General features: G+C 67.9%; 13 protein-coding genes. 4 read left to right on the forward strand and 9 right to left on the reverse strand.

Going from position 1 to position 12,833, the window contains the following annotated elements; all coding sequences use genetic code 11:
• Window positions 1-42: 42 nt before the first annotated feature.
• Complete coding sequence (gene dnaB / locus ABZ664_RS22515) at window positions 43-2,697, reverse strand: replicative DNA helicase (RefSeq protein ID WP_362513078.1); 2,655 nt, start codon at window positions 2,695-2,697, stop codon at window positions 43-45.
• 421 nt (window positions 2,698-3,118) lie between these two features.
• Here dnaB and ABZ664_RS22520 point away from each other — a divergent pair, with 421 nt between their 5' ends.
• The gene (locus ABZ664_RS22520) at window positions 3,119-4,447 is read left to right on the forward strand and encodes an MATE family efflux transporter (protein ID WP_362513729.1); all 1,329 of its coding nucleotides are present in this window, start codon (window positions 3,119-3,121) and stop codon (window positions 4,445-4,447) included.
• A 220-nt stretch (window positions 4,448-4,667) separates the two neighbouring features.
• Window positions 4,668-6,236: an amino acid permease gene (locus ABZ664_RS22525; protein WP_362513081.1), complete on the forward strand. Its 1,569-nt coding sequence runs from the start codon at window positions 4,668-4,670 to the stop codon at window positions 6,234-6,236.
• Window positions 6,237-6,337: 101 nt separating this feature from the next.
• On the opposite strand, the gene ABZ664_RS22530 is transcribed toward ABZ664_RS22525, so the two are convergent.
• The 7 genes from ABZ664_RS22530 to rpsF all read right to left on the reverse strand — a co-directional run bounded on the left by ABZ664_RS22530 (window position 6,338) and on the right by rpsF (window position 11,007).
• On the reverse strand, window positions 6,338-7,081 hold the full coding sequence (locus ABZ664_RS22530; RefSeq protein ID WP_362513084.1) for an amino acid ABC transporter ATP-binding protein: 744 nt from the start codon (window positions 7,079-7,081) through the stop codon (window positions 6,338-6,340).
• A 70-nt stretch (window positions 7,082-7,151) separates the two neighbouring features.
• On the reverse strand, window positions 7,152-8,018 hold the full coding sequence (locus ABZ664_RS22535; protein WP_362513087.1) for an amino acid ABC transporter permease: 867 nt from the start codon (window positions 8,016-8,018) through the stop codon (window positions 7,152-7,154).
• A gap of 139 nt (window positions 8,019-8,157) precedes the next feature.
• The gene (locus ABZ664_RS22540; protein ID WP_362513091.1) at window positions 8,158-9,048 is read right to left on the reverse strand and encodes an ABC transporter substrate-binding protein; all 891 of its coding nucleotides are present in this window, start codon (window positions 9,046-9,048) and stop codon (window positions 8,158-8,160) included.
• Window positions 9,049-9,279: 231 nt separating this feature from the next.
• Window positions 9,280-9,726: a 50S ribosomal protein L9 gene (rplI, locus tag ABZ664_RS22545; protein WP_344744211.1), complete on the reverse strand. Its 447-nt coding sequence runs from the start codon at window positions 9,724-9,726 to the stop codon at window positions 9,280-9,282.
• A 14-nt stretch (window positions 9,727-9,740) separates the two neighbouring features.
• Entirely contained in the window at window positions 9,741-9,977 is a 237-nt protein-coding gene (gene rpsR, locus ABZ664_RS22550; RefSeq protein WP_344892480.1) for a 30S ribosomal protein S18, read from the reverse strand.
• Window positions 9,978-10,077: 100 nt separating this feature from the next.
• Complete coding sequence (locus tag ABZ664_RS22555; RefSeq protein WP_362513097.1) at window positions 10,078-10,638, reverse strand: single-stranded DNA-binding protein; 561 nt, start codon at window positions 10,636-10,638, stop codon at window positions 10,078-10,080.
• A gap of 78 nt (window positions 10,639-10,716) precedes the next feature.
• Window positions 10,717-11,007, reverse strand: a complete 291-nt coding sequence (gene rpsF, locus ABZ664_RS22560) for a 30S ribosomal protein S6 (RefSeq protein WP_350941833.1) — start codon at window positions 11,005-11,007, stop codon at window positions 10,717-10,719.
• Between the two features lie 265 nt (window positions 11,008-11,272).
• Here rpsF and ABZ664_RS22565 point away from each other — a divergent pair, with 265 nt between their 5' ends.
• Window positions 11,273-11,575, forward strand: a complete 303-nt coding sequence (locus ABZ664_RS22565) for a hypothetical protein (RefSeq protein ID WP_362513101.1) — start codon at window positions 11,273-11,275, stop codon at window positions 11,573-11,575.
• A gap of 172 nt (window positions 11,576-11,747) precedes the next feature.
• On the opposite strand, the gene ABZ664_RS22570 is transcribed toward ABZ664_RS22565, so the two are convergent.
• Window positions 11,748-11,930, reverse strand: a complete 183-nt coding sequence (locus tag ABZ664_RS22570; RefSeq protein ID WP_350941835.1) for a hypothetical protein — start codon at window positions 11,928-11,930, stop codon at window positions 11,748-11,750.
• A 95-nt stretch (window positions 11,931-12,025) separates the two neighbouring features.
• Between ABZ664_RS22570 and ABZ664_RS22575 the strand changes: the two genes are divergently transcribed.
• Window positions 12,026-12,784 carry a deoxyribonuclease IV gene (locus ABZ664_RS22575; protein ID WP_362513106.1) on the forward strand — a complete coding sequence of 253 codons (759 nt, stop codon included), beginning with the start codon at window positions 12,026-12,028 and terminating at the stop codon, window positions 12,782-12,784.
• The last annotated feature ends 49 nt before the right edge of the window (window positions 12,785-12,833 follow it).

Raw genomic sequence — 12,833 nt, forward strand, 5'->3', positions numbered from 1 at the left:
GAATGGTTCACCGGTCGCGGCCCCCACGGCGAGGTCCAGTGGTTAGTGGGGAGCCATGTCGACGAAACGGCTGTAGTGGCCCTGGAACGCCACGGTGACCGTCGCGGTGGGGCCGTTACGGTGCTTGGCCACGATCAGATCGGCCTCGCCCGCCCTGGGCGACTCACGCTCGTAGGCGTCCTCCCGGTGCAGCAGGATGACCATGTCCGCATCCTGCTCGATGCTCCCCGACTCGCGAAGGTCGCTCACCATGGGCCTCTTGTCCGTTCGCTGCTCGGGGCCACGGTTGAGCTGGGAGATCGCGATCACGGGGACCTCCAGCTCCTTGGCGAGGAGCTTGATGGCCCTGGAGATCTCGGAGACCTCGTTCTGGCGGCTCTCGGTCTTCTTCGGCGAGGACATCAGCTGCAGGTAGTCGATGATGACGAACCGCAGGTCGTTGCGCTGCTTGAGGCGACGGCACTTGGCCCTGATCTCCATCATCGACATGTTGGGCGAGTCGTCGATGAACAGCGGCGCCTCGGCCACCTCGCCCATCCGCCGGGCCAGCTTCGCCCAGTCGTCGTCGGTCATCGTGCCCGACCGCATGGCGTGCAGCGCCACCCGTGCCTCGGCCGACAACAGGCGCATCGTAATCTCATTGCGCGACATTTCCAGCGAGAACACCACGGTGGTCATGCCGTGCTTGATAGCGGCGGATCTCGCGAAATCCAGACCAAGAGTGCTGTTGTGCGTTGGAATACCGGCCCTTCCGGCAAGGTACATATGGTCGGCGTTGTCGACTTCCACGCATCTCACCGGCGTCGAGGGCACCGGCCGCACGTCGACGATGTATCGAACGAGCGTCGACGGATGGGGCGTGGTCACCTGCCGGACGGCCTTGTGGGACAGCCGGAACACCTTGTCCGCCGCCGTGAAGTCGATCATGTAGAAGGTGGAGGAGCCGACGCTTCCGCCTTTGACCGCCCGTGTCCTCATCGTCGCCCGGTAACCGAGACTCAGAACCAGTTCGTAGGCATCCTCGGCAAGTCTCCTGTCGGTGACCTCGAGCTGGATCCGACCGTTGCGGCCGACGTGTCCATCGGTGTCGAGGAGACCGGCGAGCAGAGCACGCCGCTGCTTCTCGGAAGCTCGCAAATAGATCTGGGGAATGTGCTTGTCGCCGAGGACACCCAGGGTGCGCAGGATGGCCTGCACCGTGCCATGACCGTTCCGGCACCCCTGGCACTGCCTCGGACCGCTGGACGGACCACCGCAGTCGGGACACATGGGTGCCGGAACCGGACTCGACACCGGACGGGCCCTTACCCCGCACGAACGACCGCACGTCCGAACCTGGGATGCCAGGGGCACGAACAGGGCACCGCATACCGTGCAGGACCTCTCCGCCACGGGCGACGGATGCGGCAGACCGAGTGAGTAGAGGAGATCGGAGCTCGTACGGGTGACCCGCAGCCCTTCGGCTTCCAGGTTGAGAACGATCTCCGAGTCGATGGTGGTGAACCCGGCACCGTCGGTGTGACCGTCGCCAAGCCATACTCCGAGCGCGTAGGCGGGCAACGGCAGATCCTGCTCGGGCAGGTCGAACGCCGCCGCGACGGCGACGGCGTGGTTCGGCCGTCTGTCCGCCGAGGCGCAGCGCAATGTGCGGGCGATCTCCTCGGTCGTCACGACGTCCTCGTGGGCAGCGGTCGCGGAGGCGTTCATCGGCTCCGCCGTCGACGTCTCGTAGGTGCTCCTGACGTGCTCGATGGATCCGGCGGGCCGGTAGAGGGGTCGCCTGCTCTCCGACTCCTGGCGACGACGCGCACGCGTGGTCGTCCGCCACTGGTGCCGGGCGTCCGCGACGATCACGGTGCCGTCACTGAACTCCACCTCGTAACAAGGCCGTCCGTGCATCACCTCGGTCGCCGCGACCACCCGTGTCGGTCTGCCGTCCGCACCGATCAGGTGGTCACCCGGCTCGACCTCCCCCATGGTCGTCCAGCCGCCGGGAGTGGGCAGCGGCGTGTCGAGAGCGAGCGCCTTGCCGATGGCGGGGCGGGCCGCCACAACGATCATCTGGCCCGGGTGCAGGCCGTTGGTGAGGGAGTCGAGGTCCTGGAAACCGGTGGGGACCCCGACCATCTGGCCGCTCCGGCCGCCGATGGCCTCCAGCTCGTCGAGGGCGCCCGGCATGATGTCCGCCAGGGGGACGTAGTCCTCGGAGGTGCGGCGCTCGGTGACCTTGTAGATCTCCGCCTGGGCGCGGTCGACGAGGTCGTCGACCTCCTCGTCCTGACCGCCGTAGCCGTAGGAGACGATGCGGGTGCCGGCCTCGATCAGGCGGCGGAGGATGGCCTGCTCGCGGACGATCCTCGCGTAGTAACCGGCGTTGGCCGCGGTCGGGACGATGGCGGTCAGCGTGTGGAGGTAGGCGCCGCCGCCGATCCTGGCGACCTCGCCCCGCTTCTGCAGCTCGTCGAGGATCGTGATGGCGTCGGCGGGGTCGCCGCGGCCGTAGAGGTCGGTGATGATGTCGTAGATGATCTGGTGGGCCGGGCGGTAGAAGTCGTCGGACCGCAGGATCTCGACCACGTCGGCGATGGCGTCCTTGGACAGCAGCATGCCGCCCAGGACCGACTGCTCGGCCTCGATGTTGTTCGGTGGGGTGCGCTCGAATCTCGGCTCGAAGACCGGCGGCTCCGCGACGCTCACCACACACCCCCTCTTTCGAACACAGTTACGTTATCTCTATTTGTAGCGGACCGGTGTGACAGTTTCGCGGCTCCACGCCCGGCTGGCAACGCGACCTGTCGACAGAGGTGTGGATAAGCTGTGCACTTCTTCCCCAGAGGTGTGGGCACCCTGGGGACAGTTCTGTGGATAACTCTTGTCCACAGCTGTGGATAACGCTCTGACCAGGGAAAACTTCATCCACTGCCTGTGGAGAAAAGAAAGTTGGGGCGACACGCTGAAAGTCGCCCCAGATGGCATGTCCTGAGAGGTTCATCCCGCCGGAGATCCGCCGGGAGGTAAGAGACACAATGGATAAGTGCCTCTTACTCCTCGATCCGGTCGGACCGACCGGTCCGGTCGGCCCGGCTTCGACTCCGGCTCATCCGACCAAACTGGTCAGATCGGTCAATCCAGTCGGGCCGATCGGTCAGGCGGCTCCGGGCGCGACCACGACAGGCAGATCCTGCGGCTCGCGCTGCCCGCGTTCGGCGCCCTGGTCGCCGAACCGCTCTTCCTGCTGACCGACAGCGTCGTCGTCGGCCGTCTGCCCGCCCCCGCGCTCGGCGCCCTGGGAGTGGCGAGCACGGTGCTGACCTTCCTGGTGGGACTGTGCGTGTTCCTCGCGTACGGCACGACCGCGGCGGTGGCCAGGCAGATCGGCGCAGGCGAGACCGGCCGGGCGCTGCGGCAGGGGGTGGACGGTCTCTGGCTGGCCGCGGGGGTGGGATTGGCGATCATCGTGGTCGTCTGGCCCCTCGCGCCCTCGCTGGTTCACCTGATCGGCGCCGAGGGCGAGCTCGCCCGGCAGGCGGTGACCTACCTGCGGATCAGCCTGCTGGGCGTCCCCGCCATGCTGCTGGTGCTCGCGGGCACGGGCGTGTTGCGCGGCATGCAGGACACCACGACCCCCCTGCTGGTGTCGGTGGGAGCCTTCGGGCTGAACGCGGTGCTCAACATCGTCTTCGTCCTGGGACTGGGCTGGGGGATCGCGGGCTCGGCCTGGGGCACGGTGCTGGCCCAGTCGCTCGCCGCCGCCGTCTACCTCCTCCTCATCCTCGTCCGGTACCGAGCGCCGTTCCGCCCCGACCTGGCGGGCGTACGGGCGGCGGGCTCGGCAGGGGTCGCCCTGATCATCCGTACGGCGTGCCTTCAGGTGGTGCTGGCCGTCGCGACCGCCGTCGCCACCCGCATGGGGGAGCAGCAGATCGAGGCACACACCGTCGCCATCAGGATCTGGACCCTGATGGCGTTCGCCCTGGACGCGATCGCCATCGCCGGGCAGGCGATCACCGGCCGCGCGCTGGGCGCCGGTGACGTGGCGGGAGTCCGCGGCGCGACCCGGAGGATGGTGGCCTGGGGAGTCGGCTCGGGCGTGCTGCTCGGCCTCCTCGTGGTGGTGGCCAGGCCGTTCGTGCCCTCGCTGTTCGACGCGGGCCCCGTCGTCTCCGCCGAGTTGCTCGGCCTGCTCTGGGTGGTGGCCGCCCTGCAGCCCGTCGCCGGGGTGGTGTTCGTGCTGGACGGCGTGCTGATCGGTGCCGGAGACCGGCGTTACCTCGCCTGGGCGGGAGTGTGGACGACGCTCGCCTATCTGCCCGCCGCGTTCCTGGTGGATCTCAAGGGCGGCGGTCTGGTCGCGCTCTGGCTGGCGCTCGGGCTGTGGATGGCGGCCCGGCTGGTGACCCTGTCGACGCGGGCGTACGGCACGGCGTGGTTGGTGGTCGGCGGCTGAGACGGCCGAGCGTCCACGCGTGGTCAAAAAGTAACGCACCGTATCCGGCAGGCAGGTAATCCTTGCGTGACACTGTGGTGTCCACCACGTGATGGGATAGCCCTTGTCCTGCGGAACTCTCCTACGACACTGTGAGACAAGTCCCTCGATATAGGGTTAACAGCCCACCACGATTGGTCACGTCGTGCCCAAAGGCCCTTCCCCCTCGATCGTTCGCCGCATGCCGCCCGGCCATGCCACCGACCGGTGGACCGGTGCGCGCCACGGCCTCCCCACGGCCTATCGCGGGGCGGACCTCATCGTCCTCGGCATCGGTGTCATGATCGGCGCGGGAATCTTCGGCCTCGCCGGCCGCCAGGCGGCGAGCATGGCAGGGCCGGGCGTGTTCCTCTCCTTCATGATCGCTGGAATCACCAGCCTGCTCGTGGCCTTCTGCTTCGCCGAGCTGGCCTCCGCGATGCCGACCGCGGGAAGCGCCTACACCTTCGCCTACGTCATCTTCGGCGAGGTCTGGGCCTGGGTCGTGGGCTGGGCGCTGATCCTGGAGCTCCTCCTCGCCGCGGCGGCGGTGGCCCGCGCCTGGTCGCTCTACGCCGCCCAGATGCTCACCGACCTCGGTGTGAACCTTCCCGGGGCGGTCGCGGGCATGGTCGGCCAGAGCATGGGTTTCGACCTGTTCACACTGTTCATTCTGGTGATCCTCACCGCCGTGGTGGCCCTGGGCGCCCGTGTCGGACTGCGCACCCTGTGGATCATCGTGACCGCCAAGCTGCTCGCCATCGGCGCGGTCATCGTGATCGGCGCCCTCCACTTCGACCAGCGCAACCTCGCGGCCATCCCGGTGCCGGCGACGCCCGCGGGCAAGGCCGAGGACGCCCTGCACTCCCCGTTGCTCGGCCTCCTCTTCGGCCAGACGGGCGCGTTCGGCTGGTTCGGCATCTTCGCCGCCTCGGCGGCCATCACCTTCGCGTACATCGGTTTCGACGTCGTGGCCACCGCCGCCGAGGAGGCCGAGGACGCCCCGCGCTCGATCCCGAAGGGGATCATCCGCGGGCTGGTGATCACCACGGTCATCTACATCGCGGTCGCGGTGGTCATGGTCGGGATGATCCCGTACGACGAGATCGACACGGATGCGCCGCTCGCCAGCGCCTTCCGCGACGCGGGCGTGGGTTTCATGGTGCACGTCATCAACATCGGGGCGGTGCTCGGCCTCACCACCGTCATCCTGGTGCTGCTCGTCGGCCTGACCCGGGTGATGTTCTCCATGGCGCGCGACGGGCTCATTCCCCGCCCGCTCTCCAGGATCAACCGCAGCTATCACAGCCCGACGAGGGTCACCCTGGTCATCGGCTTCGTCGCGATCCTGCTGGCCGAGTTCGTGGACGTGCTGACGCTCGAACCACTGGTCGTGATCGGTGCCCTGTTCGTGTTCATCGTCGTGGCCGGCGGGGTGATCCGGATGCGGCAGACGATGCCGGATCTGCCGAGAGGCTTTCGCACCCCGCTCTCTCCCGGCCTGCCGATCGCCACGATCCTCGCCTGCCTGTGGCTCATGGTGAACCTCCAGCTCATCACCTGGCTGTACTTCATCATCTGGATGGCCTTCGGTGTGCTCGTCTACCTGGTGTACGGGAGACGCAACAGCGTGCTCGCCACGATGGCGCGCCCCGTCCCCGAGGCTCCCGCCGGTCCCGCTCCGGGGCGGTACGACCCTTCACAGAGCCCTCCCGGTCGACCTGGCGGCCCCGGGCCCACGGCCGGACCTCGCGGCAGGCACCGGCGCTGAGAGGACCGTCCACCGCGCAGGCCATGAGGCCCGCCGGACCACTGAGACGTCCGTGGGCCTCATGACCCGCGCGGCTTCGGGGACGCGTGGGCGAGAGGGGATCAGAGACGCCGGGCGTCGATCACGTTCTGTACGAACTCCCTGGTGCGGGGCTCCCGAGGATCGGTGAAGATCTGCTCGGGGGTGCCGCGCTCCAGGAGCACGCCGCCGTCGAGGAAGCAGACGGTGTCGGCGATCTCCCGGCAGAAACCCATCTCGTGGGTGGTCAGGACCATGGTCATACCCCCCTCCTTGAGCTCCCTGATGATCCCGAGCACCTCCTTGACCAGCGCGGGGTCCAGGGCGGAGGTGACCTCGTCCAGCAGCATCAGGCGGGGCCGCGTGGCCAGGGCCCTGATGATGGCGGCACGCTGCTGCTGGCCGCCGGAGAGCTGGTCGGGGTAGGCGTCCGCCTTGTCCCCCAGGCCGAACCTGGCCAGCAGGTCGCGGGCCTGTGCCTCGGCCTCTTTCCCGCTCATCTTGTGGACCTTGCGCGGGGCCAGCGTGATGTTGTCCAACACGCTCATGTGCGGGAACAGGTTGAACGCCTGGAAGACGATACCGATGCGTTTGCGCACGTCGTCGGGGTCGACCTTGGCGTCGGTGATCTCCTCACCGTCCAGGGTGATCGTGCCGTCGTCGGCGGTCTCCAGCAGGTTGACGCAGCGCAGCAGGGTGGACTTGCCCGAGCCCGAGGCACCGATCAGGCAGACCACCTCGTGCGACTCGACCTCCAGGTCGATCCCGCGCAGCACGTTGTGGCCGTGGTAGTTCTTCCACAGACCCTCGATGGTGAGCAGGCTCATGCACTCTCCTCCTGTGCCGCCGCCGTCTCGCCGGGCGGTGGGACGCCGCCGTACGCCGGGGTACGCACGCTCACTGGCCCCGCCGTCTCTGCGAGCGAGCCGCCAGATAGTCGGTGAAGCGGGCCATCGGGATGGTGAGCAGGATGAACAACAGCGCCGCCGCCAGGTACGGCGTGTAGTTGAAGGTGCTGGCCACGTGGATCTGCGCCTGCCGCAGCGCCTCCAGGGGGCCGATCGTCGCGACGAGCGCGGTGTCCTTCTGCAGTGAGACGAAGTCGTTGAGCAGCGGCGGCACCACCCTGCGCGCGGCCTGCGGCACCACCACGTGGCGCATGGTCTGGCCGTGGCTCAGTCCGAGGGACCGGGCGGCGGCCCGCTGGCTGGGGTGCACCGACTCGATGCCCGCCCGGAAGACCTCCGCCACGTACGCGCCGTAGGAGAGGGTGAGCGCGATGATGCCCAGCGTCGCGAGGTCCGTCGGTGTCCCCTGCAGGCCGAGCGCGGGCAGGCCGAAGCCGACGAGGTAGATGATGAGGATCGTGGGCACGCCGCGGAAGACGTCGGTGTAGATCACCGCCAGGGCACGCAGCGGAAAGAACACCGGCGCCGTGAGGTTGCGGGCGAGCGCGACGAGCAGTCCCACGATGAGGATCAGTGGCTCGGCGATCAGAAAGATCTTGACGTTGAGCAGGAACCCGCTCAGCACGTCCGGCAGCGCCCCGGTGAACTGGTCGAGGTCGAAGAACGTCTCCCGCACCCTGGGCCAGCCGGGGGAGGTCATGAAGAGCCAGAGCAGCAGGACGATCACGAGGATCGTCGAGACCGTCGCGAGGGAGCCCGAACGGATCGACGACCTCCTGCGGAGCCGCTCGCGCTCAAGCTGTCGTTCGCTCTTCTCCCAGTCGACGGGAACCCGCAGGCGCTCGTCGTTCTTCATCGAGCGCCGCCGTGGCGCGGACCGTACGCGCTCCGCGCCCGCGGCGAGACCCGGGCGTCCGCGTCGGCTCCGAGTCCGGCTCCAGGTCCGAGTCCGGCTCCAGGTCCGGCTTTGGGCGACGTCGGAGAATGCTCCAGGGTCACTTCAGCTCCGGTGCGCCCGCGGCGGAGCCGAGCCACTCGGTCTCGATCTTCGCCAGCTCACCGGAGGCGGTCAGCTTGTCGATGGCCTCGTTCACGCAGCTCACCAGCGGGCTGCCCTTCTCGAAGACCGCGCCGAAGACCTCGGGCTCACCGGAGGCCGCGCCGAACTGACCGACGATCTTGGAGTTCTCGACCTGTGCGGCGGTCACGTAGAAGGCGGTGGGCAGGTCCACCACCACGGCGTCGACCTGCTTGTTCTTCAGCGCGTTGACGGCGTCGATCTGCTCGTTGTAGACGTTGGGCTCGGACGAGGGCTTGATCACGTCCTTGACCGCCTGCAGCGAGGTGGTGCCGATCTGCACACCGATCTTGGCGTCCTTCAGGCCCGCGAGGTCCGTGGTAGAGGCGATCTTGGAGCCGTCCAGCGCGACCACGGCCTGCTTCACCGTGTAGTAGCCCTTGCTGAAGTCGACGACCTTCGCCCGGTCGGAGGTCACCGAGACCTGGTTCACGTCGAAGTCGAACTGCTTGGCGCCCGGCGCGAACGCGGAGTCGAACTTCACCGTGGCCCAGGTGACGTCATCCTTGGCGAAGCCCAGCTGGTCCGCGACGGCGTAGGCGACCGCACTCTCGAAGCCCTTGCCGTTGGTGGGGTCGTCGTCGCTGAACCACGGGTCGTAGGCGGGCTTGTCGGTGCCGATGGTCAGCTTGCCGGGCGTCTTCAGCGCGGGGCTGTCCTTGGCGCAGGCACTGGGGGCCGTGGAGGCGTCGCCGGAGGCGCTCGAGGACGTGGGGCTCGCCGGAGTCGCCGTTTCCGAAGCCGGCGCACAGGCCACCGCGGTTGCCGCGAGGGCACCGAGCGCGAACAGCGTCGAGGGACGGACCATGACAAAACCTCCAGGGCGAAGCAACGATTTCCGAATTGTATGTATTCGCAGTGACCTGGGGTAACGGGGTACCACCATATGAACTTTTCCCGGCGGGAAAGGGGACTTTCATCGATCACCCAGGCTCCCCCGGAGGACGGGAAAGAGCACTCCCCGGATCCGTATGAGGGCCGGGAAAGGACAAGGGCCCCTCCCCGCGAACGGAGAGGAGCCCTTGTCTCACGGGGCCTGTCAGGCCGCGACGACCTCGACATCGAGGGACGCGGAGACCTCCGGGTGCAGCTTGACGCTGACCCGGTGGGAGCCGAGGCTCTTGATCGCGGAGGCGATCTCGATGCGACGGCGGTCGAGCAGGGGGCCACCGGCGGCCTTCACGGCCTCGGCGACGTCACCCGTGGTGATGGAGCCGAAGAGGCGGCCGGACTCGCCGGCCTTCGTCTTCAGGACCACCTTCAGGGCCTGCAGCTGACCGGCGACCTCCTTGGCGGTGCCAAGGTCGCGAATCTCGCGAGCGTCGCGGGCCTTCTTGATCGAGGAGATCTGCTTCTCGCCGCCGCGCGTCCAGAGGATCGCGAAGCCGCGGGGAAGCAGGTAGTTGCGGCCGTAACCGCTCTTGACCTCGACGATGTCGCCGGGGGCGCCGAGGCCGGTGACCTCACTGGTGAGAATGAGCTTCATCTGTCCGGACCTCCTTAGCGCGCGGTGCTCATGTACGGCAGGAGCGCCATCTCACGAGCGTTCTTGATAGCGGTCGCCACGTCACGCTGGTGCTGGGTGCAGTTACCCGTCACCCGGCGGGCACGGATCTTGCCGCGGTCGGAGATGAACTTCCGAAGCAGCCCCGTGTCCTTGTAGTCGACGTAGGAGATCTTGTCGTGGCAGAACAGGCAAACCTTCTTCTTGGGCTTGCGCAGTGCCGGCTTGGCCATCGTGGTGCTCCTTTCAGAGCCCCGCCGTCAGGCGGGAATGGTCGCTGCGGATATGGACTGGGACGCCGGGCGCGGTCGTGACCGTCCCGAAAGAACGTCCCTAGAAAGGCGGTTCGTCGCTGAAGTCGCCGCCGCCGAAGCCGCCGCCACCCTGCTGCTGCTGACCGCCGCCACCGTAGTTGTTGCCGCCGCCGCCGGAGAAGCCGCCACCTTGCGGTGCGGCCGGCGCCGCGGAGGCCCACGGGTCGTTGGCGGGACCGCCGCCGAAGCCACCGCCACCGCCACCGCCCTGACGGGCGGTCTTGTTGACCTTGGCGGTCGCGTTTCTCAGGGAGGGGCCGACCTCGTCGACCTCGACCTCGTAGACGGTGCGCTTCTCGCCTTCCTTGGTCTCGTAAGACCTCTGGCGGAGCCGTCCCTGAACGATGACCCGCATGCCGCGCTGGAGGCTCTCGGCGGCGTTCTCCGCCGCCTGCCGCCACACGTTGCAGGTCAGGAACAGGCCTTCGCCGTCTTTCCACTCGTTGGTCGTCTTGTCGAGGAACCTCGGAGTGGACGCGATGCGAAACCGGGCCACCGCTTGCCCCGTGGGGGTGAAGCGCAGCTCCGGATCGTCGACGAGGTTGCCGACGATGGTGATCGTGGTGTCGCCTGCTGCCATGGCTAGCGCTGCCCTTCCTGCGGCCTTCGCTGGTTATCGGCTCAGAGTACGGCTGCCGTCCGACAAAATGCCGGAGATTTAGTGCACGTCCGGGCGCAGGACCTTGGTGCGCAGGATTCCCTCGTTGAGGTTCATCTGCCGGTCGAGCTCCTTGACCGTGGCGGGCTCGGCGCTCAGGTCGATGACGGCGTAGATGCCCTCGGGCTTCTTCGCGATGTCGTAGGACAGCTTGCGGCGACCCCACACGTCGACCTTCTCCACGGTGCCGCCGTCGTTGCGGACGACCGTGAGGAACTGGTCGAGGGAAGGGGCGACCGTACGCTCATCGAGCGAGGGGTCAAGAATGACCATCACTTCGTAACGGCGCATGCTGACTTCCAACCTCCTCTGGACTCTTGCGGTCACGACACCGTGCCGTGACAGGAGGACGCTGACGTGCTTCACCCCGGAACTCCCATTTCGGCGCTCGGGGTGGAGGGTGGGCCATGACACACCCATTCGACGTAGCCGTGCCAGCCTACCAGCCCGTCAAGGGTTGGGCCGTCGCCTCGCCGGGCACGTCCCCACAGAAGAAACGGGTTCGTCCTCGTGAGGACACGCCCTCATGGGAAAGGGGGCGATGAAGGTGCCTCATGTGTCCGGACAGAGCCCGAGTGGGCGTTTCCGGTTCAGGCTGAACAGCGACGGGCGACGTCATCCCCTGGAGAACGTGCTGAGCGTCTGCACGATCCTCTGCGGACTTGTCGCCTTCGCGGCCGGGCTCATCCCCGCCGCGCACCCCGTCGCGTCGTGGCTCGGGGTGCTCGGCTTCTGCGGAGGTCTCTACTCCCAGTACGTCTCCGCCACGACACCGGAGCGCGCGCTGAACATCGTAGGCATCGTGGCCTCGTTCGTCGGTGTGGCCTTCGGCATCCGCAACGGGGGGTTTTTCCCGTAGGGTCCCGAACCTGACGAGGGCCACACCGACGAGGACCGGGCCGCGAGCGGCCCTGAAAGATCTCGAACGGGAGCGGGGAACGACCGGCCCCGTTCTCCGCGCGTGCCGCCTCGCCGCAGATCGGCGGTTGTGTCCGATCCGATGCGATCGGGGGCGCGTACGGCACGCGGGGTCAGCCGAGGCGCAGATCCACGCCCAGCAGGATGAGGAACCACAGGAAGACGGCGAGCAGTGCCTCGGCGATGTCCTTCAGGAGCGCGGGGGTGATGTAGTCGTACAGCCAGGCGACATAGATGCCGATCAGGATGTAGATGAGACCGATGAGACTGATCCCTCTGCGATAGCGAGCAGCCACTTGGAACTCCTTGGGGTTGGCCCGTGGGGGCGGGCGGTGGGGCGCGACCTGCGACTGCCCCTGCCCTCGGCGTTGAAACGGCTACTCTCGGATACATGCCGCTTATCGGAGCTCACGTCGACCAGGACGACCCGCTGGCCCACGCCAGGGCACGCGATGCCCAGGTCGTGCAGTTCTTCCTCGGTGACCCGAAGGGGTGGAAGGCCCCGGTCATCGGCGAGAAGACCCGGGAGATCAAGGACTCGGACGTGGAGGTCTACGTCCACGCCCCCTACGTGATCAACGTCGCGACCGTCAACAACCGGGTGCGCATCCCCAGCCGCAAGCTGCTGAGCTCGCACCTCGCGGCGGCGGCCGAGCTGGGCGCCCGGGGTCTGATCGTCCACGGCGGGCACGTCGGCGCCGGAGACGACCCGCAGAAGGGCTTCGACAACTGGCGCAAGGTGTTCGAACGCCTTGAGGAGCACGAGGTCCCCGTTCTCATCGAGAACACCGCGGGCGGCGGCAACGCGATGGCGCGCAAGCTCGAGCGCATCGCCCGGCTGTGGGACGCGCTCGACGGCTTCGACGTGGGCTTCTGCCTCGACACCTGCCACGCGCACGCGGGTGGTGAGGACCTGGCGGACGTGGTCGAGCGGGTCATGGCGATCACCGGCAGGATCGACCTGATCCACTGCAACGACTCGCGCGACGCCTTCGACTCCGGCGCCGACCGGCACGCGAGCCTCGGCGCGGGCCAGATCGACCCCGAGCTCATCCTGGGCGTGTGCCGGAGCGCGAACGCGCCGATCGTGGTGGAGACCCCCTTCGACGGCCAGGCCGAGGACATCGCCTTCCTCCGGACGAAGCTCTGAGGCGAGGTTCCGGGGCCGGGACGAGGTGGCGGTGCCGCCGGACGGCGGC

Source organism: Streptosporangium sp. NPDC006930 (genome assembly GCF_040635605.1).
Lineage (GTDB): Bacteria > Actinomycetota > Actinomycetes > Streptosporangiales > Streptosporangiaceae > Streptosporangium.